Raw genomic sequence first — 25,887 nt, 5'->3', positions numbered from 1 at the left:
CATTGGCCAAACAGGGCATTGGCCAAACAGGGCATTGGCCAAACAGGGCATTGGGCATTGGGCATTGGTACTAACTCACAAATAACCAATAACCAATAACCAATAACTAATAACAACAGTCAACAGTCAACAGTCAACAGTCAACAGTCAACAATCAACAGTCAACCGTCAACCGTCAACTGACTACACTTGAGGAAGTACCGATGCCAAGTGCGATCGCACTCTAACGTAGCACCGCGCAATCAGTAGCGAAGAATGACACTGCACAGCCAATTCATCAGTATACTGTCCCAAAGTTTGGCGCTCAATTCCCCACTCCCGACTCGTACCCGCAATAGTCAAATCAGCATTAGCAGAAGCCACCACCACTGCTTGAATGGGTTCAGCAGCCTCCACAATCGGAGTTTCAATGCGCGATCGCACCTCAACCGGTAACTGATCCATCACTCGCTGAAACTCGTAACTCAGATTGTTTTCAGCTTCCCCGTCAACCGCCACCCGCAGCACCGTCAAACGGCGTTCCTCGCTATTAACTAACAGTCTCAGCGCCAATTCTAAACCAAAATCATCGTGAATGTTTGCCGCGTAAGGTACTAACAAGTTATTCAACCTTTCCCGGCCTCTGTCAACAAAAATTGCTACATCCACCTTAGCGTTGCTGAGAATTTGGCCGACACGTCCTCCCAAACGGTTGCTGCTAAAAGTAGGTCTGTGCCATCCTAATAAAATCAAATCCGCGCGATCGATCTCCGCAATTTGGGCCGTTTCCCTGGCTACATCATTAGTAACCCGAATGATGGGATGTACGAATTTTCTCGCATCGGGCACTTGCAAACTATCAATCAATTCTGATAATTTCGAGCGGCGCTCTTGAATAATGCGATCGGCTTCCGCAGGCGTACTTTCAAAGGCATAGTCATCATTTAATTCTATCAAACTCAGAGGATGAACCGCCGCCGACTGTAAATCCTCACCACCCATACCAGCAGCCGGCTGCGCCAGCGCTACGGCTAGTCGCAGTAAACCTTTCTGCGTGCTGGGATTGGCAACCGGTACTAAAATTCGATAAGTTGGCAGCAATTTCTTAGCAGTTTCTTCGGTGCTGTCAGCCATTTCTAAATCCTCTAATTCTGAATCCTCAGAGTTAACTTCTGAAATATCTAACCGAATTAACCGTTTTGGATAAGTCCACTCCAACAGAGGCGAAGTCATAAAAGTTGTCACTAAAGCCATGATGACTAACATCGTAAATAGCAGCGGCGAAACTACGCCCAAGGAAAGACCGATATTCAGCACAATTAGTTCAGTCAAACCGCGAGTATTCATCAGCCATCCCAGCGCTGAAGCTTCGCGGTTGCTGATGCCACAGACTCTGGCCGCAACGTAAGTGCCGACGTACTTGCCGATAATTGCCACTCCCAAAACTGCGGCGCACAGCAGCCACAATTCGGGACTGTTGAGCAAGCCGATTTGAGTCCGCAAGCCACTGTAAGCAAAAAATATTGGCAGCAGAAATATTAGTACAAAGTCTTCGGTTTTTTCAGCTAATTCTCTGGTTAATCCCGCATTTTTTGGCATGGCAGCACCCAGCAAAAATGCACCGAAGATTAAATGAATTCCGATCAATTCAGTAATTAAGGCAGAAGCTACAACTCCCATGTAAATTCCCGACAGCACTAACTGTGTTAATCTGCCGGTACGGTTGTAGTGCTTGGAAAGCCGCTGCAAGAACCAGCGGACTATAGTCAGCATGAAACCGATGTAAATTAAAGACTCAATAATTGTCGGCAAAGCACCGATCATTGAATTAGTACGAGTAACTGCGATCGCCACCGCTAACAAACACCACGCCGTCACGTCGTCTACAGCAGCGCAAGTCAAGGCCAACGTCCCCAATTTGGTATTCTGCAAGTTGTGTTCTGTAATAATTCTTGCCAGCACCGGAAAGGCAGTAATTGACATCGCAGCGCCCAAAAACAAAGCAAAGGCGGTAAACGAAACGCTATTATTTGAAACGATGGGATACAGCAGCAGTGCGAGCAAGCTTCCCAGGGAAAACGGCACTAGAATGCTGACGTGGGAAGTTAAAATCGCTATATCTAAATTGCTTTTGAGATACTTGGGATTCAGTTCCAAACCAATCAAAAACATGAAAAATATTAGCCCCACTTCAGATAGCACGTTGAGGAAGGGAACGGCTTCGGCTGGAAAAAGTGCTGTTGCTAAATCGGGTGCAACTAAGCCAAATAGAGAAGGCCCAAGCATAATTCCTGCTACAATTTCTCCAATGACTTGAGGTTGTTTGATCGCTCGAAATCCTAAGCCTACAAGTCTCGAAAGTCCGATGACAATTAGAACTTCAAGCAGAACGAGAATGGGTATGGGCATGGCGTTTTTAGCTTTGGGATTTTTGCGGATGGAGAGGGCAGGGTACTAAAGCTGACTGAATTGCCGATCGAAAAAAATGGATACCAGCTCGATCGAAGGTAGAAGGCACAAGAGGCGCACCAACAACGCCATTCTCTCACAAGCGAACAAAGGCTTTGGCAACCTCTCACCTGGATTTTTCGTTTTTTAGAAGCGCTTGCAAGTAACTTTAACCGCAGCCTGCGTACCCCGCACTATATCTCACCTCCGGGTGCCCACCGCCCATTTAAACTCACATCTTGCACCATCCTCAATTACTTGTTTAGGAACAGGCAAGATGCCTGTTCCACAAGAAAACTCGTTCTTTGTGGAACGGGCCGGAGAGCCCGTTCTTGACAATGGTGCAACATCTGAGTTTAAACCTAGTGAGATAAGATTGTCAGCAAAAGTAGTGCGCGCTGTGATAAACTAGAAAAGTTGTTTAAATTCGCACATCCGGGTTTTCGGGTGTTTCTAGGGCGCAAACCTTCAGAAATACGACCGGGTGGAGGATTAACCCGAATTAGGAGTTAAAAATACAATGCCAGTAGTCAGTTTGGCTCAAATGTTAGAGTCAGGGGTTCACTTCGGACACCAAACCCGTCGGTGGAACCCGAAAATGTCTCCATACATTTTCACAGAGCGCAACGGGGTTCACATCATCGACCTCGTGCAAACCGCTCAGCTTATGGAAGACGCCTACGAGTACATGAGAGTTGCCTCAGAAAAAGGCAAAAAGTTTTTGTTCGTGGGTACGAAGCGCCAAGCTGCAGGGATTGTAGCCCAAGAAGCTCAACGCTGCGGTGCTTATTACGTCAACCAGCGCTGGCTGGGGGGAATGCTCACTAACTGGACGACGATTAAGTCCCGCGTGGAGCGCCTCAAGGATTTGGAGCGCCGCGAGGAAATCGGCGCCCTCGATTTGTTGCCGAAAAAAGAAGCTTCGGTACTGCGCCGAGAAATGGCAAAACTCCAGAAATATCTGGGCGGGATTAAATCTATGCGGAAGATTCCCGACGGAGTGGTGCTGGTAGACCAACGCCGCGAGTATAATGCGGTGTTGGAATGCCAAAAGTTGGGAATTCCGATCGTCTCTCTGTTGGATACCAACTGCGACCCGGATTTGGTTGACATTGCGATTCCGGCGAATGACGATGCTATTCGATCGATCAAGCTGATTGTCGGCAAGTTGGCTGATGCCATCTACGAAGGTCGTCACGGTCAGCAGGGCGGCGACTCTGAGGAAGACTACGACTACGACGGTGGTTACGAAGGCGCTGAATATGATGGCGAAATCGAAGAATTGGATGACCCCGATTATGTAGATCCCGACGACGCTGCTGAGGCCGACGGCGAAGAAACCGAGAGCTAGTATTGCCCTCGGAATCTGACACCAGGAAATTAAAAATTAAAGATTGAAAATTAAAAATAATTATTATTTTTAGTTGGATATTTTTAATTTTTAATTGTACATGGCAGGAGTCTAAGTCATTAGTAGAGTTCTGCCAAAAGCATTCATTGTGTCAGCGCCAGAATGAATTCTAGCGCTACACCTACAAAGTCGGTACTAATATCGACTGGGTATTTCTTCACTCTGGTCTAATCATTAACATTAAAATTAGTGACTAATGACTGATGACTAATGACTAATGACTAATGACTAATAACTAATTTTGATTGGGAACTTAAAGAAGATGGCGGACATATCTGCAAAACTTGTTAAAGAACTGCGCGAAAAAACTGGCGCGGGCATGATGGACTGCAAAAAAGCCCTCGTTGAAAACGAAGGCAATATGGAAACATCCATTGAGTGGCTGCGGAAAAAAGGTCTGGCTTCGGCAGGTAAAAAAGGTGGACGAGTTGCGTCAGAAGGGCTTGTAGGCAGCTACATTCACACCGGCGGCCGCGTGGGAGTGCTGGTGGAAGTTAACTGCGAAACAGATTTTGTGGCACGTCGCGAAGAATTCCAAAAGTTGGTGCGGGATATTGCGATGCAAATTGCAGCTTGCCCGAATGTGGAATACGTGAAAGTTGAAGATATCCCCGCCGAAGTTGTCGAAAGAGAAAAGGCAATTGAAATGGGCAAAGATGACTTGGGCAACAAGCCGGACAACATCAAAGAAAAGATTGTTCTAGGGCGGATTGAGAAGCGCATGAAAGAGTTATCTTTGATGGATCAGCCTTTTATTAAAGATCAGAATATCTCGGTGGAAGAGTTGGTGAAACAAACGATCGCCCAAATTGGAGAAAATGTCCAAGTGCGCCGATTCGTGCGTTTTGTCTTGGGCGAAGGCATTGAAAAGGTAGAAGCTAACTTTGCCGATGAAGTGGCAGCCCAAATGGGTGCTCAATAATCCCAACTTAAGATTTAGAATTAAAAATTAAAAATGTGAAAAATCAATTTTTTGCATTTTTAATTTTTAATTTTTATAGGACTTATGGACAAACTATAGCCTTTCTCAGAAAGATAAGGTACTCATGGGCATAGGGCATAGGGCATAGGGCATAGGGGATACCTCACTTTTTTGAGAACCGCTATATATTTGTAGGCTGGGCACTGCAAACCTTACTACTACAGACAGCGTAAAAAGTGAAAATTTGCGTAATATCAAATCCGTTAGCATCGGAATAGTAAATTAGAGTTCACTGTCAACAGTCAACCGTCAACAGTCAACCGTCAACAGTCAACATCATTCCGGTGTAACCGGAAATGATATAAGTCCTATTTTAATTTTATACGAGAGATATGGTGCGACCAAGAGAGAGAATAGAGCAAGATTTGGCAGGACTCGAAGAGGCTTTAGCAGCCTTGAATTTGGAGTTTCGCAGTACCTACGAAGGTTATTTAACTGCGTTGGGACAAGCGGTGCGGCAGCAGTTAATTTTGGCTTGCTATCACCTTTGCACTCAAGCCGTACCGGAGTCGTTTCTCAAGTTGTCCTTCGATGGGCGGCAAAAAATGCAGCAGTCTGTAAGGGCTTTGGCTGTGGCGTCGGAGGAAAAATTGCGATCGCTGGTGACTGAATCACAAGCAGAGGAAGAAATAGAGAAAGAAGAAGACGAAGAGGAAGACGAAGAGGAAGACGAAGACGACTTCGACAAAGACGAAGAGGAAGACGAAGAAGAGGAAGACGAAGAAGACGAAGAAGACGAAAAGGAAAAAAACCCAGTTTCCGCCATTAACTATCTATTTTCATTGGCAAATTATCAATTGCCAAGTGCCAATTCCCCAGAAAGTTTGGCACGCTGGCAAAATAGTATTGAAAAGTCGCTCGTCCATATACTCAAGCTGCTTTCTCGCGACACCAACCGCTTGCTGCAACAGTCGGGAATCTTGCCGAGTCAATTGCCAGAACCGGTTCTAGAAGCTGCTTCTCAAGCTGAATCCTCCGGCGATAGTGTTGCCGGGCCGCCTAACTTATTAAACTTAATCATTGAAACCGATGCCTCATCAGCATCGCGCAAATTGGCGGCAGCAACCTTTGGTAGTAGGGCGCTGCACATTACAGCGATTAAACTGCGGCTGTCGGAAATAGAGTTTGCCGATGCGGGAACCTCGGCTTGGCGCCAGCAAATTCGTAACCTCTCTGTAAAGTTGAACTCGCTGGGCCGCGATTACCAGAAAAAGCAGCGGGAACTCGCTGTGGTGGAGGCTGAGTCGGCTTGGCGATCGAGTTGGTTTGAAGATTAGTCAGTTGACAGTTGTCAGTTGTCAGTTGTCAGTTGTCAGTTGACAGTTGTCAGTTGTCAGTTGACAGTTGACAGTTGTCAGTTGACAGTTGTCAGTTGTCAGTTGTCAGTTGACAGTTGTCAGTTGTCAGTTGTCGGGAATTCTTGAGCTATGATTAATAACTAATGACTAACGACTAATGACTAATGACCAATGACCAATGACTAATGACTAATGACTAATGACTAATGACTAATAACTAATGACTGATGACTAATAATCAACCCGAATGGCAGCGATTGCAAAAAGCTCTTTCAGTAGAAGCCGATCGCGGATTTAACGACATCCAAGGCAGTCAATACCGCTTCAGCGAGTTTCTGGGCCTGAGTTTGAGACAGTTGGCAGGTTCTGTGGCGGCTTCTTCGCGCGATCGAGCCAGACAACTAGCTGCTGAATTTGACATCTACCCTCAGAAAGATATCGAACAGCGCCAACATTCGATCGCCATTACCGTCAGTTTTCTGAGGCAAATGGAGCAAGTTTGGGAACAAGAAACTCGCCACCAGCAAGAACAAGTAGCACCAGTCAGACCCGCAAACGCTAACGCTTCTGAACCAACCGCCCCAGCAGTTTCCGTTCCCCGAACAGCACCCCTGAGTACAGCAGCCGCACCACCAAGCCTGACTCTCGACCAACAGTTAACCCGCGTCACCGGCATCGGCCCCGCCAACGGCAACCGCTTGGTCAAACTTGGTTTATACACTGTATATGACTTGCTTTACTACTATCCCCGCAACCACATCGACTATGCAAAGCAAGTACAAATTCGCGAGCTAGTAGCCGGGGAAACTGTCACTTTAATCGCAGAAGTAAAGCGCTGCAATTGCTTTTCTAGTCCCAAGAATAAGAAATTAACCATATTAGAAGTAATTTTAAAAGACCGCACCGGAGAAATAAAAATAAGTCGTTTTTTTGCAGGCCCTCGCTACAGCAATCGCGGTTGGCAAGAATTCAAAAAGCGCGAGTATTGTACTGGTGCGGTGCTGGCAGCTTCCGGGTTAGTGAAGCAGGGTAAATATGGCATTACTTTAGAAAATCCTGAGTTAGAAGTATTAGACGACTCCGGCGGTGCGATCGAATCAATGAAAGTCGGCCGCCTGATACCAGTTTATCCGCTGACGGAAGGGGTGGATGCTGGTTCGGTGAGGCGATCGATTTTGGCGGCAATGCCGGCGGCGAAAATGTTGCCAGAATCGCTACCAGAGGATTTGCGCGAGCGTTACGGTTTAATGGGTTTAGCCGATGCCGTGACTAATATTCACTTTCCGCTCGATCGAGATTGTTTGGCCGCCGCCCGCCGTCGCTTAGTTTTTGACGAATTTTTCTACCTGCAATTAGGACTTTTAAAGCGCCGCCAAACCCAAAGGAAAGCTCAAGCTAGTGCAGTCATCCTTCCTACTGGCAAATTGATCGAACATTTTTATGAAATCTTGCCTTTTGCGTTGACTAATGCTCAGGAAAGAGTAATCAACGACATCCTCAACGATTTAGCTTCATCGCAACCGATGAACAGATTAGTGCAAGGCGATGTCGGTGCTGGCAAAACCGTAGTGGCCGTCGTGGCAATGCTAGCAGCAATTCAATCCGGCTATCAAGCCGCTTTAATGGCGCCGACAGAAGTTTTAGCAGAACAGCATTACCGCAAATTGGTAGGTTGGTTTAACTTGATGCACTTGTCTGTTGAACTGTTAACTGGTTCGACAAAAGTAGCCAAGCGCCGCGAAATTCACAGCCAGTTAGAAACCGGAGAATTACCTGTTTTAGTGGGAACTCACGCGCTGATTCAAGATACGGTGAATTTCCATAAGTTGGGTTTGGCGGTAATTGATGAACAGCACAGATTCGGCGTGCAACAGCGCGCTAAATTGCAGCAAAAAGGCGAAGCTCCCCACGTTTTGACGATGACGGCAACTCCCATTCCCCGGACGCTGGCGCTGACGCTGCACGGGGATTTAGATGTGAGTCAAATTGATGAACTCCCCCCCGGTAGGCAGGCGATTCAAACCACTGTACTGTCGGCAAAAGAACGCATTCAAGCTTACGATTTGATTCGGCGGGAAGTGGCAAGCGGGCGTCAAGTTTATGTGGTGCTGCCGCTGGTGGAGGAGTCGGAAAAGTTGGACGTGCGATCGGCAATTGAGGAACAAGAGAAACTGCAAAAAAGCGTATTTCCTGAGTTTAAGGTGGGTTTGCTGCACGGTAGGATGAGCAGTGCTGACAAAGATGAGGCAATTAGTAAGTTTCGAGACAAAGAAACTGATATTTTAGTATCTACTACTGTGGTCGAAGTGGGAGTAGACGTGCCGAATGCCACGGTAATGCTGATTGAAAATTCTGAGCGTTTTGGACTGTCGCAACTGCACCAGTTGCGGGGTAGAGTCGGTCGGGGCAGCAACCGTTCTTATTGTTTGTTAATGCCCGGTTCCAAAACGGCGGAAGCTATGCAGAGAATGAAGGTTTTAGAACAATCTCAAGATGGCTTTTTTATTGCAGAAATGGACATGAGATTGCGCGGGCCTGGTCAGGTTTTGGGAACTCGGCAGTCGGGTTTGCCGGATTTTGCTTTGGCGAGTTTGGTGGAGGATCAGGAGGTTTTGGAGTTGGCGAGGGCGGCGGCTCAAATGGTAATTGAGAATGATGAAAGTTTGAATCAGTGGCCGGTGGTGCGGGATGAATTGGAGCGGAGATATCAGCGGATGATGAGTGGGTCGATTTTGACTTAGAGAGTTTGGGAGTACCTCAACCCAACCTATTTTCTGAGAGAATTTTTGCCTGGGTGTGGGTGATTTTTATCGATTGTAAGGATTCCCGTACCGATCGAACCAAGAATCCTTCGCAGGAATGACGGGGAAGTGTCAAAATTAAGGTAGTGCTGCCAGAAACAGGGAAAACAAAATCCAACCTGTACTCCCAGGTCCGAGGAAACATTGATTCCTCGCTTGTCACGCTTGCAGGTAGTGGCCGACGGGTGGGCGACGGTTCGTCGCATTTAACTAACGCGAACGGGAAGTCCCGCACTCTATCCGTTTACAAGGATGAGGGACGGGATGAAAGCGCAGCCCGAAAGTAAATTGAGCGATAGCGAATCAATATCAATTCTATCTGTTATAATCTTATCAGTATTCGACACTTTTGATAAATGTATAAAGCATACAAGTACAGAATCTATCCCACAAATGAGCAAGAAAACTTGCTTGCCAAGTCTTTTGGCTGTGCGAGATGGTTCTGGAACTATGCTCTAAACTTGTGTCAAGAAACCTATAAAAATACTGGTAAAGGATTGTCCAGAGGATACATACAAGGCTTACTTCCTGCTCTCAAGAAAGAATATGAATGGTTAAAAGAACCATATTCTCAATGTTTACAAGTAGTCGCATTGAATTTATCCACTGGCTACAAAAACTTTTTTGATAAAAAGGCAATGTTGCCTAAATTCAAATCAAAACATAGTCGGCAGTCGATTAGTTATCCCCAAAACGTCAAAGTTGACGGTGACTACATCAATCTGCCTAAGATCGGATTGGTTCATTGTAAGCGTCATCGTGATTTTGAAGGTGATATTAAAACTGTTACTGTATCGCGCAATCCTGATGGTAAATACTTTGTATCCGTCTTGATTGACGATGGCAAGGCTAACCCTGAATCAGTACCAGTTGATAAAGCTGTTGGCATCGATCTGGGATTAACTCATTTTGCGATTACCAGTGAGGGATCTAAGTTCACTAATCCTAAATTTTTTGTCAAGTGTCAGCGCAATCTAAAACGCAAACAGCAAAAGCTTTCTCGCAAAAAGAAAGGCAGTCAAAACCGTAAAAAGGCAAAGTTGGTAGTGGCAAAAGTTCACTCCAAAATTGCCAGATGTCGTGAAGATTTTCTACAGAAACTATCCCGCAAGATAGTCAACGAAAACCAAGTTATTGCAGTGGAAAATCTCAACATCAAAGGTATGGTCAAGAATCATAACTTAGCCAAGGCGATTAGCGATGTTGGCTGGGGTATGTTTTGCACAATGCTTAAGTACAAGGCCCAAAGTGAAGGTAAACAATACATTGAGATTGATCGATGGTTTCCTAGCTCAAAAACTTGTCATGTTTGCCTAAATCAAGTTGAGCATCTCACTCTTGATGTTAGGGCATGGACTTGTAAGCATTGTGGTACTCATCATGACCGTGATGTAAATGCGGCGATCAACATCAGAAATGAAGCCTTGCGGATTCTGGCGTTAGGAACTAGCGCTTCTGCCTGTGGAGGGGATGTAAGTCGATCTGGTAAAACTTCGGTTTTGTTGGACGCTATCCCCGTTGAATCAGGAAGCCAGCGCTGTACCGCTTAGACGGTCGGCGTCTGGTAGTTCACTCTCAACAGTAATTGTCAGTAACTCAGGGCTTTAGCCGCTGAGCTTGCAAGAGAAATCTCTCGCAAGCTGTACTGACCAGACCGCTCGCAAGAGCAGCCGTTATTTGGGTCACGACACTCCTTGAATGCGAAGCTAGTTTTTCGCTCTGTCGCTTTCAATTAAACAGTGCTAAAGTCACTCTTTACAGTGTTGCAAGCCTAACAAGCCCAGATAACCAGGTCGAAGCTAACATTACCCCGCTTTCTTAGGCTCATAAAAGAGCAAACATTATGCGTGAGCGGGTTGCGACCTTCGAGATGGTAATTGTCCCATCGAAAGTACATCACAGAAGTACACCGAATTTAGCAATCCCCGTGTAATGGAAAGATTCACGGCGGTTGAAACCGCCGAGCCGTTTTCCACGAGCGGTCTAAAGACACGCTCGTTTCCCACTTCCCGAATTTTTTTATGAAAGATCTCACTCGTTATCGAAATATCGGCATCTTCGCCCACGTAGATGCTGGCAAGACCACCACAACTGAAAGAATCCTGAAACTGACGGGTAAAATCCACAAAATCGGTGAAGTTCACGAAGGCGCGGCGACTACTGACTTCATGGAACAGGAGCAAGAGCGCGGTATTACGATTCAATCCGCTGCTACCACCTGCTTCTGGAACGAGCATCAGCTCAACATCATCGATACTCCCGGACACGTCGATTTTACGATCGAGGTTTACCGTTCTTTGAAGGTTCTTGATGGTGGCATTGGTGTGTTCTGCGGTTCGGGTGGAGTTGAACCGCAATCTGAAACCAACTGGCGCTACGCTAACGATTCCAAAGTCGCTCGCGTTATCTACATCAACAAGCTCGATCGCACGGGTGCAGATTTTTACCGCGTTGTCAAGCAAGTTGATAAAATCCTCGCAGCTAAACCGATGGTAATGGTATTGCCGATCGGCATAGAAGAAAAGTTTTGCGGCGTAGTCGATTTGCTGACCCGCAAAGCCTGGATCTGGGATGATTCCGGCGATCCGATGAACTATGAAATTAAAGATGTCCCCGCCGATATGGTCGATGATGTCGAAACTTGGCGCGAACAGTTGATCGAACTGGCCGTCGAGCAAGACGACACTCTGATGGAACAGTATCTCGAAGGCAACGAGCCGAGCATCGACGACCTCAAGCGCTGTATTCGCAAAGGTACTCGCGATCGGGCATTTTTCCCCACCTACTGCGGCTCATCGTTTAAAAATAAGGGCGTGCAGTTGGTTCTTGATGCCGTAGTTGACTACCTGCCAAACCCGATGGAAGTCACACCGCAGCCAGAAGTCGATCTCGAAGGCGAGGAAACCGGCGAGTTTGCGCTCGTCGATCCCAACAGACCATTGCGGGCACTCGCGTTTAAGATCATGGACGATCGCTACGGTGCTCTAACCTTCACGCGCCTGTACTCCGGTACTCTGTCCAAGGGCGACACCGTACTCAACACCGCCACAGGCAAGACCGAGCGGATCAGCCGTTTGGTGGAAATGCACGCCAACTCTCGCGAAGAAATTGAATCGGCCCAAGCCGGGGACATTGTGGCGATCGTGGGCATGAAAAACGTCCGCACCGGACACACCATCTGCGACCCCAAAAATCCCGCCACCTTAGAGCCGATGGTATTCCCCGATCCCGTTATTTCGATTTCGGTCAAACCGAAACAAAAAGGCGCGGAAGAAAAAATGGGAGCAGCCCTCACCAAGATGGTGCAAGAAGACCCATCCTTCCACATGGTGACGGATCAAGAAAGCGGCGAAATGATTCTCAAGGGGATGGGCGAGTTACACCTCGACATCAAAGTAGACATTCTCAAGCGCACCCACGGCATCGAAGTAGAAGTCGGCGAACCGCAGGTAGCCTACCGCGAGTCGATTACCAAGCGCCTCGAAGACGATTACACCCACAAAAAGCAATCAGGTGGTTCCGGTCAATTCGCCAAAATCGGCTACGTGATCGAGCCTGGTGAGCCTGGAAGTGGCTTCATATTTGAGTCAAAAGTGACTGGTGGTAGCGTGCCGAGAGAATATTGGCCAGCGGTCGAAAAAGGCTTTGAAAGCTGCATCGACAAAGGCGTCTTGGCTGGATTCCCCTGCCTAGACTTGAAATTCACGCTTCTAGAAGGCGGTTTCCACCCCGTTGACTCGTCAGCAATGGCCTTTGAAATTGCTGCCAAAGCGGCCTATCGTCAGTCTCTGCCGAAAGCCGGGCCTCAGTTGCTCGAACCGATTATGAATGTCGATGTATTCACTCCAGATGATTACATGGGCGACGTGATCGGCGACCTCAACCGCCGCCGGGGGATGATGAAATCTCAGGAGACAAGCCAGACAGGAGCACGGATCAAGGCAGATGTACCGTTGAGCGAAATGTTTGGTTACATTAGCGATTTGCGTACTATGACCTCTGGGCGCGGACAGTTCTCCATGTCCTTCTCGCACTATGCTCCTTGTCCGAATAACATCGCTGAAGAAGTGATCAAGGCGGCAAAAGAGCGTCAAGCTGCGAAGTAGTAGTGCTTTTGACTCCCGGTAGGTGCTATCTGGAGTCAAACAGAACAATTCAATCCCCGACAACTTCTACGAAGTCGGGGATTTAATCTAGATAATAAGTACAGTGAGGTTCGACAAAAAAATATGATTGAGTCGATCGCAACACTTTCACTAACAGACTTCCTCGCTCAACCGGATATTGAATCCTCGCCTGCATGGGAATTTATTCTGGGACGAGCGGTTCAAAAAACTATGCCAACCCTTTTTCATTCGCGACTGCAACACAACTTGGTTAACTATATCAACGATCGGACTGATCGATTTGAAGCGATACCAGAGTTGCGTTGCTTGGTACTTCCCTACTCGCCAGTACCAGATATAGCGATTGTAGCAGGCGATCGGCTTACCGATGAAGACGGACCACTTAACGGCGCACCGGATTGGTTAATTGAAATTCTATCGCCGGATCAAAGCACTTTAAAATTGCAGAATAAGATCCTCCACTGCCTCATTAACGGCACGCAATTAGCATGGCTAATCGATATCTCTCACCAACAAGTTTGGGTATGGCAGGGTGAGGAGCTACCTATAATCTGTTCGGGTGCAGATATTTTACCAGTTTTAGGTATTCTCCCGGAACTTACGGTTGATGCTGTGATGGCTATGATTCGCCGACAGTAGGCATTTTATTAGAAAACTGGGTTTAAAACCCCGTTGATAGTAATTAGGGTTTGCTGAATATACCGCATATTGCGTGGTCTGGGTTTGCGATCGGCTTATTCAGGAAGCCCCACATATTAGATAGTAGAACCACGAGCCGACTTCAACAACATCTTGATTTCTTCAAGACTAAATGGTGGTGAACGACGATGAATCATAGCGTGACAATTTGGACAAACAGGACGCAAATCTTTTATAGGGTCAATTTCATACTCTTCTGCAATTTCTGAAAGGGGTTTTAGATGATGAACATGAATGAAACCTTTTCCTGGTTGTCCAAAAGTTTTGCCAAAATCGAAATCACAAATATAGCAACTAGAACCGTAATAATCAATACATTTTTGTCGAGCTTTAGGCTCTCGTTCATAGGCATTGACTGAAACTTGCCGTACAGCCCCTTCACGAAATGTTTCTACTGCATCTACTTCATCAGGAAATAATCTAGTAGTTACAGATTCCTGAACCTGAAGCGGATTTTGCCAATCCCTCAAACATTTTAGGTAGTCCTCAAAACGGTCTTCCTCACCAAGAAACACATTTGCTGCAGCACGAAAGATAGCAAAGATTTCGACAAAGTTATTAATCACTGGCTGAGCTGCATCTAGGTCTTTAATAGGAATAACTAGGGATGGACTCTGAATATAAGTACCATTCCTACCTCCTTCATGAATTAATTGCAGTTTGTTAATGAACTCATCATACTTTAACTTACCATATTTTTCCGGTGCAATATTATCAGAGGAAATATTATATCTACCATGCTTCAAAATCCTAGTAACATCTTCTAAATGGTTTTTCATAACGTGAACAATCGGATTGCTTTCTAGCCCTCTTAATCCAAAAAAATTCACAAATAAACTATAAGAAGTACACTCGAATCTCTGTTGGAAATACCAACCTTTTCCTTTTATTGCCAAGCCAGCGGTTGCTATTTTGAAGGGCCGGGTTTTCTTGGCTACAAGGCTGTGCCATGGTGTAGTCAATATCTGACAATCTGAGAGTACATCTGTGCCATAAACTTGGTGAATTTGGTCACAAGCTTGTTTAATGATTATTTTAAGCTTAGGGGCAAGTAATTCTTTTAGCTTATCAGCACGCTCTCGATTGTCTTCGACTGAGAAGAGATATTGTTCAGCAGACCCTATCAGTGGCAAGTCAACGATTTGTGACAATTCGGTTTCCTCAACTGAATTCATATTTGTTCTCCGACATGACAAGTGCAACGAAAACTAATTGATATTTTAGCTTTTTTTCGACATATCCTGAAATAGGTCATGCTTCCCCGGCTCCTAAAACTTGTGCTGTGGTGAGTTTCAGCCTTGTAGGGTGCGTCAGTTAGAATAGTTACAGGACTTGGGAAACGCTTATGGACTGACGCACCCTACTATCGTCTTTTAAATGCCGAACAGCTTATGACTCAAATAAATCCCGATCGCACTGCTGGTACAATTGCGATCGACGTTTGCGCTCAATCAAACGGGCAGTATCTTTGTCAGATTTCGTCATCTCTGAGCGATCGCCCTGATGATACCATGAATTTTTACGGACAAACGAAAGAACACGCGATAGCGATCGCCTTAGAAAATTTAGCCTCTCGCTACCGCCAGCAAGCCGAAGACTCTCAAAATATAGATTGGGATGCGGTGGAAATTTCGGATTCGGGAGAGCCGATTGAAAAGCGTTATCACGTAATTTTGCACTACGAACGAATTGCTAAAGATGAATCTAAGTTTGAGGCAATGCACAATACAATGATGGGAAATACAGTAGTTGAAAATGCCAAAATTTCAATAATTGAGATCGATCCCGATATCGAAATCGAGGCCAGAGGGCTATCAAAATATTGAGCCATCGGGACTTAGGTGCAGATGGGCATCTTACCCTACGCATCAACCATCGAAACGTGAGTTTGAGGCGGCGATCGACTAGAAGCGATCGCATAATTTCAAATCCCCAAAATTTCTTTTCTATTACTCCCCCGCAAAATCTGCCCTAAACTTCTCCACAACTCGATTTAACTCCACCGAATGAGAGGCCTTAAATAAAATACGATCGCCCTTTTCGACAAATCCCAACAACCGCTTTGCTAAATCTTCCCGCCCATCCTTGGCTGTAATATCTCCTATCTCCACAAAAGGCAAACCCGCAGCGCCCGCAGCCATCGCCGCCGCTTCCTCAAAATCCGCAAAAACAAACAAAGCATCAAGATGCAAATCTCGCGCCGCTGTTCCCACTTGTCGGTGAAATTCGATCGCCCTTTCGCCCAATTCCTTCATCGTTCCTAACACCGCAATCCGGCGCTTTCCTGGAGTATCTGCTAACAGTCTCAGGGCCGCCAACATCGACTCCAAACCAGCATTGTAAGTCTCATCCAGAATCACAATATCCTGCGGCAAATCGTAGCGGCGCGCCCGTCCATCCGGTAACTGCACAGACAAACCTTGCTTTAAAACTTCCCAATCAATACCTAAAACTTTTCCTACCGCCAAAGCCGCCAAATAATTTACAGCATTGTGCCGTCCCGGCAGCGGCAGCGGCAATTCTATACCATCTATAAGTATTGTATCATGAGTGAGCAATTCTCCGCACAAATCCCCGCCTTCTAAACCGTAACTTAAAGTTTTTCCCTGCCAAACTTCGGTCGCAGTTGCGATTAATCTATGATTATCGTGATTTAGAATAGCAATGCTATCAGCAGGCATTTCGGCTAAAAGTTCGCACTTAGCTTGGGCGATCGCCTCTTCGGAACCCAATCGCCCGATATGTGCCGTTCCTACATTAGTAATTACCGCAACAGTAGGACGAGCAATTTGCGACAGCAGCGCAATTTCACCACTGCCGCGCATTCCCATTTCAATCACAGCATAATTGTGGGCGGGTGAAAGCTCCAACAGAGTTTTTGGCACTCCAATTTCATTGTTGTAGTTATATTGAGTTTTAAGAACATTTCCCCTCGTTGACAAAACCGCTGCAATTAACTCTTTAGCAGTAGTTTTACCGACAGAACCAGTAACAGCAACTATAGGTATACTGAATTGGTCGCGCCACCAGCGAGCGATCGACTGATAAGCTTTTAAAGTATCGTCAACGCGCAACAGCGGAAAATTCGGCAATTCCTCTTGCCAATGTCGATCGACAATCGCCGCAATCGCCCCCAAATCCCTGGCTTTTGCTACAAATTGATGGCCGTCAAAATTGTCTCCCCGCAGCGCCAAAAATACCTCGCCCCCTTCAAGAGTGCGCGTATCTGTGGCAATACCTGTCCCTAAAGCTGTCAAAACGTCGTCAGGCACAGCAGGCAAAGGTACAGTTAAAATTTCAGCAAGTTGGGCGATACTTACGCGACAAACCATAACCAGCACTCACATTTCAAATAATTATTTTCACAGCTAATCCTACCTTGCCTGACCTGAAAATTAACTGACAGGGGGCTGCTAACCTGGATATATCTTGACAATCCTAATACTAAATCGTCCGCCCACCAAGAAATTATCCCCTACCCACCCACAATCTTTACCAATACTTTACAAAGTAGATGGTGATTTAAGGCTTGCGAATTACCAACAATTCATGTCATGCTGGTATTGGTAAATAGTTTAACTAAGCAAAAAATATCGATCGGCTTAAGCTGCTGACAGCTTCTACCCCTAAGCTTCATCTGGCGAGAAGCTCGGTTGACTAAATTGTTGCGATTCATTGGTCAATTCATCAAAATAATAGCGCTGAAAGCTCCAGCCCCAGCCTCGGAGGGTTAATCCAAAGTGAACGACTACAACAGACAAAGTTACGAAGAAGAACAGCTACTTTACCAGCACTGGCTGGAGTTGGTACAAAGAGAGCAGCCGGCCGAACTCATCAGCCGCTTTCGCACTTTATTTATCCACGGTACCGGATATCCCGATCGCTTCGTCGCCGACGCACTCGAAAAAATAGCAGCCTCAGAACACGCCGAACAAGAATTCAAGTACATCCTCAACCGCTGCTGCCACATCCTGATCAACCGCTGGCAAACCTACCCCAGCAAGCAAGCTGCCATCCCTGAATTGATCGCCCTGTTTGAAGAAGCGCCCAAAATATTATTTGGATACCATCGATCGCGGGGGCGAGGCTCCATTCCCCAATTAGTAAATCAATTTACCGAAAGCGAACAGTACCTCACCCTCCAGCGTTTAGCCAAAGTCATAACTCACAGCAATGAAGATAGCAGCAACAGCAAAACCCCAGCTACCCTTCCCCTCGGAACCTTAATTCCTCGTTACCCTTACCTCTACAAACACTGCCTCCTCAGCGACGACAGCACCTACGAACAGCAGAAAATCATTAAAAAAATCCAAGCTCAAAAGCAGCAGCAATTTGAGGTCAACCTCTCGCAATACGTGGCTCACCAAGTGAGAAAAGCCCAAACAGCGCGCCGGGAAACCTCAATTGTCTTTCAAAGAACTATACAACCTATAAAAAACCCGACCCTGTTGACCGACCCGGAACTATTCTTTGCCCTCAAGCACTTTGTCGGAAAAGTAGAGGGAGCCGATACCTACAGACAGCTAGCGGGCCGTTTCACGGCGAACGCCAGCACAAATCAGTCCTACCACTCCTTTAAAGACGACTTGTACGAATACCTGATTTCTTCTGTCACCGACGATCGCTACGGCAAACGTCTCTTTAACGAAAAATTGTATAAGCAACTACAAAATACCCTGCCCCACAGCGACGATCAGAAGTTTAACGAATTTTTAATGATCAGAACTTGCAGCCAGTTATTGAACTTTTTAGTAGTAGAGAGTCCTGTGCGGCCCAACCACTTTGTCTTCATCGACCTGATCTCAAACCTCGGGCCGACCCAAACCACAGGTTTGCTGCTGAAAATCGTACTAATTTGCGGCAAAGTCAAGCCCTACCTAGAAAAGCGACTGGCAATTTTGTTCGGTCACTACGAATGCAGTACCCGAGAAGGCGTGGTGTGGTTAGTTAAAGCCCTGGAAAACGTGAACCTAGCTTTGAGTACCAACTTTGGCAAGGTGGATGTATCTTTCCTGCGGTGAGAGCGGGGGGCATAACTTTCTTTGCTTCCACTGCAGGCAAAACATCACACCCATCAACCAGGTTTCTGAATACCCTAAAAGTTTTACCTTTAATTTGAACGACTTAATTAACTCCTGAAACCTATTCAAAAGACTCTATTCTATGTTAAAGTACCAAGTGTGAATCAGATTCAGTTGCAGGCTTTGTTCATTGCTACAGAATTGTCTAAAAACTTGCCCTTCTGTATCGGCAGGGGACTCTCCGAAACTGAAATCTTCGCACTGTCTAAATTTTGGAGTTATTCCTCATGTCGATATACGTCGGTAACTTATCCTACCAAGTTACCCAAGAAGACATCACCACCGTCTTCGCCGAATACGGAACTGTTAAGCGGGTACATCTACCTACCGACAGAGAAACCAGTCGCCCCCGCGGCTTCGGTTTTGTAGAAATGTCCACAGATGCAGAAGAAGATGCAGCGATTGCTGCTCTCGACGGAGCAGAGTGGATGGGTCGCGACCTTAAAGTTAACAAAGCCAAGCCCCGCGAAGATGAAGGTGGCCGGGGCGGCGGCAACCGGGGCGGCGGTGGCCCTGGAAAATTTGCTCGCGGAGGGGGCGGCGGCGGAGGACGTTATTAATTTCCTCTGATAAAGATTTGAGATTGAAGAGTTGAAATTGGCGCGATATCTCACCTAGCTCCGAACCACTTCCGGCCTTTCCGAAAAACCTATAGCGCGTCGCGTGAGAACCCCGGTCTTTTAAGCCGGGGATGAAACGCAATTGTAGCCTAAAGGCTGCGAGCAATCTGGGTTATGATCTGAAAATGCGGAACAAGTAGGCGTATCAACTACGTGTTGAACCATTCCTAGAACGGTGAGATTCCGGGCAGTAAGACACCCTCAGAATTTTCCTCTGAGAAAGACTAAGGTACAGCCAAGCAGCGCAGGATGGGGAGCGTACCGAACTGGCTAGTGTTGAAAAGTGCGAACGAAAGCATAAGGCAAAAGTAAGCGTAATCTTCATGGCACAAGTCAGTGAAGTGAATGTCTAGCGGCGACTTGACAGCACCTTTAAGAAAACCAAACTGGAATTCTTGAGAATCTCCGCTCCTTTAGGTCGGAGAGTGTCAAGCTCTTCAAGTTTCCATATCTACCGCATTAAATATACCAAAAAGCCAAGGGCCGAACCCTTGGCTTTTTGGTATGTATGAGGGTTGACGGTATAAGTCTGAAATCGGCTGGGCGAATCCGTTGCAGTACCGTCAGGTTCTAATCGTCAGGTTCGATGCTGCTGCTCAATCCGTGATTATTGAGCGTTTCAGCGTAAAACTCAGCGTGTTCGAGAGCGCAAACAATCACCAATCCCATCCCGTTAGTATGGGCTTCCATCATCACATTTACCGCCTGTGGCTGAGTCAGACTCGGTACCGTCGCCATCAAAGTCTGCACCACGTACTCCATAGGATTGAAATCATCATTGTGCAGCAGAACGCGGTAGCGCGGTGCAAGCTTGCGGACTGTGGAAGGCTTTTGAATAATTTCGACAGACACTAATCTATACCTCCTGACTTGTAAAATGTTAAAATTTGTCAACAATCTTGAGCCGGATTCCTCCGCTGTGCAAGACTATCTCACTTTCAGCTATTTTATTGAAATCTGAAAATTCAGACAAGGCAGCCCCTTGGTCGATCGCGAGCTGTGAACCCAACACCAAACCCACAGGGGGTGTCCTGGACCCTAGGCAACCACCTTCCTAGCGCCATAATATTAGAAAGGCGCGATCGGCTAAAAATAACAAACTACTACCTGTTGAGTCTCCAGAACTGAGGGAACCTTATATGAAACGCAAACCTAAATCCTACAACGACAGATTCAGCGGCGACCCATCCCGAGAAGATGAAGACTCCGACTACTCCGGCTCCTTTGGCGGACAGTCGCGGCGTCAACCTCAGTCCGGTAAACCCTCTTTCCTCAATTCCGCCACCCTAGGGATTTTAACAGCCGTCTTTATTCTGGGAATTGGCATTGGCATTGCCTTTAGCTCCACCGCTACAATTAGCCCAGAGAACGTAGCATCCCGCGAATTTATCGATCGCAGCGCCCCGAACCCAGAACTTTGCGTGCAGTTTGGAGCCAGCGCGATGGTGACAGATATGCGCCTCTACGTCACCCTCAACCCCTTCAACGTCTACATCTCGCAGCCGAGTATGCGCCCCGGATGCGTCCTGCGAACCAATAACTGGGCAATTCTGGAACAAAGAAAACTCATCAGCCAAGACCAAGTGCGCGATTGCAAAAATCGCATGAACACCTTTGGCTTCACCGGCCCCCTGGAAGCTCAACCCGAAATTAACTGTATCTACCAAAACGACGGCGCTAAAAACCTGTTCCTCAACCAACCGGGTTCGATAGCTCCAACCACTGAAGGTCAAAATTTCTAAATCGCTGATATAGCGGTTTTCAGTTGAGTCAATTACAGATATGGGGTAGGACTTAGGCAAAGCCTAAGTCCTTACTTTATTTTAGAGAATGGAAAACTGCTCTAAGTAAATTTTGAACAACAAAGAGGTTCGAGGGAAGAAAAAATTCTTCCCTCTTCCTTCTTCCCTCGAACCTCTTCCCTCTTCCTTCTTCCCTCGAACCTCTTCCCTCGAACCTCTTCCTTCTTCCCTCGAACCTCTTCCCTCGAACCTCTTCCTTCTTCCCTCGAACCTCTTCCTTCTTCCCTCTTCCTTCTTCCTTCTTCCTTCAAAAACCTAACTGCAGGAAATCTTCCGTTAACTGAACTTGCAAAATTTGACCGGGTTGAATCGTAGCAGGTTGAGGAGCAGCGACGTAAGTTGTAGCAACACCACCGGCTGCTCCCGCCAACAAACCGATACCAGAAAAGCCGCTCAGCAAGAACAAAGCTAAGCCACCAATACCAGTATTTCGCAACAAACTGCGATCGGAAGGCTCTTGTCGGCGGCCGCCCACGGACTCCGAGCGAGCGAAGAGAGGGATATTGCGGCCGTTGAGACTAATAGCTTCGACCACAAATCGACTGCCGAGGTTCGTTGTTTCAAACCGGCCTATGACCGGCGTATTAGCAGGTACGATCGTATTGCCGCGACTGTCGAAAATTCCCCCTTGCAGCAGCAGCACTTCCTCTTGGCTGGGCTTCGCTTGCAGGCGCAGAGCCCGATCGCCGGGGTATAGCAAACTGAGCTCCGTGCCCGCCGGCAACAAGACATTCGCCCCAGCCGCAGCCTGCAAAGGAGCATTCGATCGTCCGCGAGGAAGCGGTTCACCAAAAGTAAGCGTCCGCTGTTCCGGCGCTGCTACAGCCGTTCTTTGAGGCTCTATGCGGGGTAGAGCAGCAGCTTGTACCCCACGGCGTTCGTCAAGGCGAACATTGACTAAAGGCACTCTTAGCGGCCGGATTTGGTCATTGGGAGTTGGCGGCTGCGAATAATTTGTAGCGGGATTCAGGGAAGTAGGAGGCTCAGCTCGATCGATCTCTGTGGCACCAGTTGAGTTGGAATCACTCGGCGGCTGGTTTTGCGGTACTTGTATTGAAGCCTGGGGTTGAGTTTCGGGAGTTTCCATAATTGGAGTCGGTTCGATCGAAGGACGCAACACCCAGCGATTTTCTACCCCACTTCTTTGGAATTGAACTTGCCCTGCGCTGAAACCGACTCCCGGAGCCAAATTGACCAGAATTCTCGCCGTTCCCGGTTGAAGTTGACTCACCCCCACAGAACGCACTCTACCTTGTGGGTATAGCTGAGTTGCATCTACTCCGATCTCAGTATTGGGCAAATCCACAGCCATCTGAGACGGGTTGAGTAGAGAATATGTGGGGGTTGTTCCCTCTGGGAGAGTAATTTCTAGCTGATTTGTCGCCGGATCGAATTTCCAACTTGTGACTGTAGAAGCATTTGCTGGTTCCAGTGTTGCGGCCACTGCTGCAACTGCGGCGGCGACTGCTAGACTCAGACTCAGTGACTCGATCGCAAACAATCCCGCTGGTAGAGAATTAACAGTCAATTTTTGTAAGTCTGCCCAAAATTTTCGTGGTAATTTTTTGTATGGCATGGCTGCTGGGTGAAATTTTTGATCTGAAATAGATTATGGATGATAAAATTTTGCCTTCGGATGACGCTGAAAGTTTAGCATTATTGCGATATGAAAAATTTAACTAAATGGAAATTATTGCGATCGCGCTTAGTTCTTAACCACAAGTGGTGTCAGGTTAGACAAGATGAAATAGAATTGCCAAGCGGACAAATTATAGACGACTTTTTTGTTAATGTCCGACCCAATATCGCCCTCGTTTTTGCCACGACAGAGCAGCAAGAACTTGTATTAGTGCGCCAATACAGGCACGGAGTAGGCGAAATTTTGCTGGAACTGCCTGCTGGATCTTTCAACCCTGCTGAAGAGAGCGGGAAATCGGCAGCCGCCAGAGAACTTGCAGAAGAAACGGGATATGTTGCTGAAGAAATTTTGGAACTAGCAACCTTATATGATAACCCCGTCAAAGACACCAATTCTATCTACCTATACTTTGCTAAAAATGTCAAGCTTGCCAGCAAAATACAATTAGATATTACAGAAGATATTGAAGTAGTTTTACTCCCCATTCCTGAAGTTTTGTTGAAAATAAACAACCGAGAAATTTGTGTAGCAGGAAGCATCGCAGCTATTTTTTTAGGATTAGAATTTTTGAATAAACAGCGGTAAGGTGCTGTGTGAATGGCACCCTACACGCTGTTTTTGGTGAGGTCTGTCTTAACGAGAAAGAGTCAGAAAATCCCGAGAAGTAATAGTATTATCAGCCCCAAAAATCTGAGCCAAAACCTCCCCTGTCGCCGCAACTTGCAGCAGTGTGCCATTGGCCGTCGAGTTAATTTGCAAGGCCTCAAAACTCAAGCCGTCAGCCAGGACAAACTTGTCAGTTCCTACGGAAAAATTGAGCACAGTATCGATACCGCTGAAGGCGCTTAACACAAAGTTATCATTCCCCATACCCCCAATCAAAGTATCATCTCCCCCATCGCCAAACAGCCAGTCATCCCCAACACCCCCATTGAGAATATCGCGATCTTTCCCTCCGTAAATACTGTCATTACCATCATCACCATTGAGAGTATCTTGACCTTCATTGCCGTATAACAGGTCATCGCCACTGCCACCGTTGATACAGTCTTGCTGGCCGTCTTCACCCACAGCGCCTCGCAGATTTTGCCCGCGATCGCCACTAATGGTATCGTTACCTTCATCGCCACACAAAATATCGCTGGCATCATCGCCGTACATCAAGTCGTTGCCAGCATCTCCCTGTACTACATCGTCATCCTTGCCTCCACGAAGGGTATCGTTACCCAAACCCCCACTCAAAGAATCGGAACTCTCACCGCCGCCCTGAAAGTCATTCCCCTCTCCTCCAAATAGCAAGTCGCGGCCATCAACATCGGACACTAACTCGTTTTGCAAGCCACCGTAAAGCGAATCGTCTCCCTCATCACCGACAATGGTGTCGGAACCGAGTTCACCCCAAATCCGGTCATTATCTTTGCCGCCGTAAACTAAGTCGTTACCTTTGCCGGCAAAAATGCTATCGTTACCGCTGCCACCGCCGATGAGATCGCCGGTGTCGTTACCGAAAATTAAGTCTGCTTCATCCGTGGCAATTGTGCTGGCTTGTTGAGTGCCGTAGTCGCCGATTATGGTGTCGGAACCTAGATTGCCGTAGAGAGTATCCGAGTCAGTTTCGCCGAAAATGCGATCATCCCCTCTGCCTGCAAACACCACATCCCGGCCGTTGCCACCTCGCAAGGTATCGTCTTGTTCTTCGCCGTTAAGTAGGTCGTTGCCATCGCCTCCTGTCAGTAAATCGAAGCCGTCGGGGTCACTGTCGAGGGAGTTGAGTACGCCACCAAACACAGAGTCGTCTCCGTTGTCGCCGGAAAGGGTATCTGGGCCTTTGTCACCCCAAATCAAGTCGTTGTCGATGCCACCGTAAGCGATGTCAGGGCCTTTGCCGGAGTAAATGGTGTCAGAACCTTGATTGCTAGCAATGGCATCGCCTGAAGACCCGCCGAAAATCAGGTCGCCGTCGTTGTCGGTCAAGTCGATGTTGTTGCCGTTGTCGCCGACTATGGTGTCGGCACCGCGATCGCCGTACAATGTGTCTCCATTGCGATCGCCAAAAATGCGATCGTCTTGTTTGCCACCAAATACGGCATCGGTTTCTTTGCCGGCGTAAACGATGTCGTTGTCGAGGCCGGAGGCGATGAAGTCTCGCTGTTGGTCGCCGAAAGCGATATCGCTGCCTGCTTCACCTAACACTGTGTCGTCGCCACCTTCGGAGAGAAACAGTTGGTTAGTGTCGTTTCCTGTTAAGGAATCGTTTCCGGGAGTCCCGATGCTGGTGTTTTGGATGTCGATGAGTTGGGCGGCATTTGAGTCGAAGTTAAGTATTTGCGAAGGCTGGGGTTGGATAAATGTTATCGGGGGCAGCAAGGGCAAGGGGTCGCAACCGCAACCGGTATCCGGTTCGGGTACAAGGTTGAATATAGGGGTTGGTTCCGGCGCGGGTGTTGGTGTTGGTGTGGGTGTTGGTGGTGTTGGTGTTGGTGTTGGTGATGTTGGTTCCGGTGTTGCAGTTGGAGTTGCAGTTGGTTCCGGTTCCGGCGCGGGTGTTGGTTCCGGCGCGGGTATGGGCGTCGGGGCTGGTTCCGCTGCGGGTGTGGGTGTTGGTGTTGGTGTGGGTGTTGGTTCCGGCGCTGGCGCGGGTGTTGGTTCCGGCGCGGGTATGGGCGTCGGGGCTGGTTCCGCTGCGGGTGTGGGTGTTGGTGCCGGTGTTGGTGTTGGTTCCGGCGCGGGCGCGAGTGTTGGAGTTGGTGCCGGTGTTGGTTCCGGTGCGAGTGTTGGAGTTGGTGCCGGTGTTGGTGTTGGTTCCGGCGCGGATGTTGGAGTTGGTGCCGGTGTTGGTGGTGCCGGAGTTGGTTCCGGTGCGAGTGTTGGAGTTGGTGCCGGTGCGAGTGTTGGAGTTGGTGCCGGTGCGAGTGTTGGAGTTGGTGTTGGTTCCGGTGCGAGTGTTGGAGTTGGTGCCGGTGTTGGTGTTGGTTCCGGCGCGGATGTTGGAGTTGGTGC

At 47.5% G+C, this 25,887-nt stretch carries 20 protein-coding genes; 13 read left to right on the top strand and 7 right to left on the bottom strand.

Annotated elements, in window-relative coordinates:
* Nucleotides 1-183: 183 nt before the first annotated feature.
* The gene (locus QUB04_RS11965) at nt 184-2,388 is read right to left on the bottom strand and encodes a cation:proton antiporter domain-containing protein (RefSeq protein ID WP_333284426.1); all 2,205 of its coding nucleotides are present in this window, start codon (nt 2,386-2,388) and stop codon (nt 184-186) included.
* 559 nt (nt 2,389-2,947) lie between these two features.
* Here QUB04_RS11965 and rpsB point away from each other — a divergent pair.
* The 7 genes from rpsB to QUB04_RS11930 all read left to right on the top strand — a co-directional run bounded on the left by rpsB (nt 2,948) and on the right by QUB04_RS11930 (nt 13,685).
* Nucleotides 2,948-3,778, top strand: a complete 831-nt coding sequence (gene rpsB / locus QUB04_RS11960) for a 30S ribosomal protein S2 (RefSeq protein WP_333284424.1) — start codon at nt 2,948-2,950, stop codon at nt 3,776-3,778.
* A 322-nt stretch (nt 3,779-4,100) separates the two neighbouring features.
* Nucleotides 4,101-4,760, top strand: a complete 660-nt coding sequence (tsf, locus tag QUB04_RS11955; protein WP_333046393.1) for a translation elongation factor Ts — start codon at nt 4,101-4,103, stop codon at nt 4,758-4,760.
* Between the two features lie 392 nt (nt 4,761-5,152).
* Nucleotides 5,153-6,097, top strand: a complete 945-nt coding sequence (locus QUB04_RS11950) for a hypothetical protein (RefSeq protein ID WP_333284421.1) — start codon at nt 5,153-5,155, stop codon at nt 6,095-6,097.
* Nucleotides 6,098-6,345: 248 nt separating this feature from the next.
* A complete protein-coding gene (recG, locus tag QUB04_RS11945) occupies nt 6,346-8,859 on the top strand; it encodes an ATP-dependent DNA helicase RecG (RefSeq protein ID WP_333284419.1) in 2,514 nt (837 codons plus the stop codon).
* Nucleotides 8,860-9,275: 416 nt separating this feature from the next.
* The gene (gene tnpB / locus QUB04_RS11940; protein WP_333284417.1) at nt 9,276-10,469 is read left to right on the top strand and encodes an IS200/IS605 family element RNA-guided endonuclease TnpB; all 1,194 of its coding nucleotides are present in this window, start codon (nt 9,276-9,278) and stop codon (nt 10,467-10,469) included.
* Nucleotides 10,470-10,940: 471 nt separating this feature from the next.
* The gene (gene fusA / locus QUB04_RS11935; protein ID WP_333284415.1) at nt 10,941-13,025 is read left to right on the top strand and encodes an elongation factor G; all 2,085 of its coding nucleotides are present in this window, start codon (nt 10,941-10,943) and stop codon (nt 13,023-13,025) included.
* A 123-nt stretch (nt 13,026-13,148) separates the two neighbouring features.
* Nucleotides 13,149-13,685 carry a Uma2 family endonuclease gene (locus QUB04_RS11930; protein WP_333107390.1) on the top strand — a complete coding sequence of 179 codons (537 nt, stop codon included), beginning with the start codon at nt 13,149-13,151 and terminating at the stop codon, nt 13,683-13,685.
* 116 nt (nt 13,686-13,801) lie between these two features.
* Here the strand turns inward: QUB04_RS11930 and QUB04_RS11925 are convergent, their stop codons facing one another.
* Complete coding sequence (locus tag QUB04_RS11925; protein ID WP_333284414.1) at nt 13,802-14,920, bottom strand: HNH endonuclease; 1,119 nt, start codon at nt 14,918-14,920, stop codon at nt 13,802-13,804.
* 216 nt (nt 14,921-15,136) lie between these two features.
* Between QUB04_RS11925 and QUB04_RS11920 the strand changes: the two genes are divergently transcribed.
* The gene (locus tag QUB04_RS11920) at nt 15,137-15,571 is read left to right on the top strand and encodes a hypothetical protein (RefSeq protein ID WP_333284412.1); all 435 of its coding nucleotides are present in this window, start codon (nt 15,137-15,139) and stop codon (nt 15,569-15,571) included.
* Between the two features lie 123 nt (nt 15,572-15,694).
* Here the strand turns inward: QUB04_RS11920 and QUB04_RS11915 are convergent, their stop codons facing one another.
* Complete coding sequence (locus tag QUB04_RS11915; protein ID WP_333284410.1) at nt 15,695-17,077, bottom strand: UDP-N-acetylmuramoyl-tripeptide--D-alanyl-D-alanine ligase; 1,383 nt, start codon at nt 17,075-17,077, stop codon at nt 15,695-15,697.
* A gap of 408 nt (nt 17,078-17,485) precedes the next feature.
* Between QUB04_RS11915 and QUB04_RS11910 the strand changes: the two genes are divergently transcribed.
* Nucleotides 17,486-18,766 carry a hypothetical protein gene (locus QUB04_RS11910; protein WP_333284408.1) on the top strand — a complete coding sequence of 427 codons (1,281 nt, stop codon included), beginning with the start codon at nt 17,486-17,488 and terminating at the stop codon, nt 18,764-18,766.
* 287 nt (nt 18,767-19,053) lie between these two features.
* Nucleotides 19,054-19,386 carry an RNA-binding protein gene (locus tag QUB04_RS11905; RefSeq protein WP_190743136.1) on the top strand — a complete coding sequence of 111 codons (333 nt, stop codon included), beginning with the start codon at nt 19,054-19,056 and terminating at the stop codon, nt 19,384-19,386.
* Between the two features lie 630 nt (nt 19,387-20,016).
* On the opposite strand, the gene clpS is transcribed toward QUB04_RS11905, so the two are convergent.
* Nucleotides 20,017-20,298: an ATP-dependent Clp protease adapter ClpS gene (gene clpS / locus QUB04_RS11900; RefSeq protein ID WP_015178019.1), complete on the bottom strand. Its 282-nt coding sequence runs from the start codon at nt 20,296-20,298 to the stop codon at nt 20,017-20,019.
* Between the two features lie 287 nt (nt 20,299-20,585).
* Here clpS and QUB04_RS11895 point away from each other — a divergent pair, with 287 nt between their 5' ends.
* Nucleotides 20,586-21,188, top strand: a complete 603-nt coding sequence (locus QUB04_RS11895; RefSeq protein ID WP_333284405.1) for a DUF3172 domain-containing protein — start codon at nt 20,586-20,588, stop codon at nt 21,186-21,188.
* A 101-nt stretch (nt 21,189-21,289) separates the two neighbouring features.
* Here the strand turns inward: QUB04_RS11895 and QUB04_RS11890 are convergent, their stop codons facing one another.
* Complete coding sequence (locus QUB04_RS11890; RefSeq protein WP_333284403.1) at nt 21,290-21,499, bottom strand: hypothetical protein; 210 nt, start codon at nt 21,497-21,499, stop codon at nt 21,290-21,292.
* On the bottom strand, nt 21,496-22,824 hold the full coding sequence (locus QUB04_RS11885) for an AMIN domain-containing protein (RefSeq protein WP_333284401.1): 1,329 nt from the start codon (nt 22,822-22,824) through the stop codon (nt 21,496-21,498). Before QUB04_RS11885 ends, QUB04_RS11890 begins: the two co-directional genes overlap by 4 nt.
* A gap of 90 nt (nt 22,825-22,914) precedes the next feature.
* On the opposite strand from QUB04_RS11885, the gene QUB04_RS11880 reads away from it, so the two are divergent.
* The gene (locus tag QUB04_RS11880) at nt 22,915-23,472 is read left to right on the top strand and encodes an NUDIX hydrolase (protein ID WP_333284399.1); all 558 of its coding nucleotides are present in this window, start codon (nt 22,915-22,917) and stop codon (nt 23,470-23,472) included.
* A gap of 48 nt (nt 23,473-23,520) precedes the next feature.
* Here the strand turns inward: QUB04_RS11880 and QUB04_RS11875 are convergent, their stop codons facing one another.
* Nucleotides 23,521-25,260 (bottom strand): calcium-binding protein, encoded by a 1,740-nt coding sequence (locus QUB04_RS11875; protein ID WP_333284397.1) that lies wholly within the window; start codon nt 25,258-25,260, stop codon nt 23,521-23,523.
* Between the two features lie 53 nt (nt 25,261-25,313).
* Here QUB04_RS11875 and QUB04_RS11870 point away from each other — a divergent pair.
* Nucleotides 25,314-25,887 (top strand): hypothetical protein (locus QUB04_RS11870; RefSeq protein WP_333284395.1); only part of this gene is annotated, 574 nt, incomplete at its 3' end.

The sequence above is a fragment of the Microcoleus sp. D2_18a_B4 genome, assembly GCF_036702475.1.
Lineage (GTDB): Bacteria > Cyanobacteriota > Cyanobacteriia > Cyanobacteriales > Microcoleaceae > Microcoleus.
This window is presented reverse-complemented; position numbering and strand designations above follow the sequence as displayed.

Excerpts from the sequence above, each read along its gene's own strand:
- QUB04_RS11965 (WP_333284426.1), bottom strand. The coding sequence starts at position 2,388 with ATGCCCATACCCATTCTCGTTCTGCTTGAAGTTCTAATTGTCATCGGA.
- fusA (WP_333284415.1), top strand. The coding sequence starts at position 10,941 with ATGAAAGATCTCACTCGTTATCGAAATATCGGCATCTTCGCCCACGTA.
- QUB04_RS11880 (WP_333284399.1), top strand. The coding sequence starts at position 22,915 with ATGAAAAATTTAACTAAATGGAAATTATTGCGATCGCGCTTAGTTCTT.
- tsf (WP_333046393.1), top strand. The coding sequence starts at position 4,101 with ATGGCGGACATATCTGCAAAACTTGTTAAAGAACTGCGCGAAAAAACT.
- QUB04_RS11950 (WP_333284421.1), top strand. The coding sequence starts at position 5,153 with ATGGTGCGACCAAGAGAGAGAATAGAGCAAGATTTGGCAGGACTCGAA.
- QUB04_RS11915 (WP_333284410.1), bottom strand. The coding sequence starts at position 17,077 with ATGGTTTGTCGCGTAAGTATCGCCCAACTTGCTGAAATTTTAACTGTA.
- recG (WP_333284419.1), top strand. The coding sequence starts at position 6,346 with ATGACTAATAATCAACCCGAATGGCAGCGATTGCAAAAAGCTCTTTCA.
- tnpB (WP_333284417.1), top strand. The coding sequence starts at position 9,276 with ATGTATAAAGCATACAAGTACAGAATCTATCCCACAAATGAGCAAGAA.
- QUB04_RS11905 (WP_190743136.1), top strand. The coding sequence starts at position 19,054 with ATGTCGATATACGTCGGTAACTTATCCTACCAAGTTACCCAAGAAGAC.
- QUB04_RS11925 (WP_333284414.1), bottom strand. The coding sequence starts at position 14,920 with ATGAATTCAGTTGAGGAAACCGAATTGTCACAAATCGTTGACTTGCCA.
- QUB04_RS11920 (WP_333284412.1), top strand. The coding sequence starts at position 15,137 with ATGACTCAAATAAATCCCGATCGCACTGCTGGTACAATTGCGATCGAC.
- QUB04_RS11930 (WP_333107390.1), top strand. The coding sequence starts at position 13,149 with ATGATTGAGTCGATCGCAACACTTTCACTAACAGACTTCCTCGCTCAA.
- QUB04_RS11895 (WP_333284405.1), top strand. The coding sequence starts at position 20,586 with ATGAAACGCAAACCTAAATCCTACAACGACAGATTCAGCGGCGACCCA.
- rpsB (WP_333284424.1), top strand. The coding sequence starts at position 2,948 with ATGCCAGTAGTCAGTTTGGCTCAAATGTTAGAGTCAGGGGTTCACTTC.
- QUB04_RS11885 (WP_333284401.1), bottom strand. The coding sequence starts at position 22,824 with ATGCCATACAAAAAATTACCACGAAAATTTTGGGCAGACTTACAAAAA.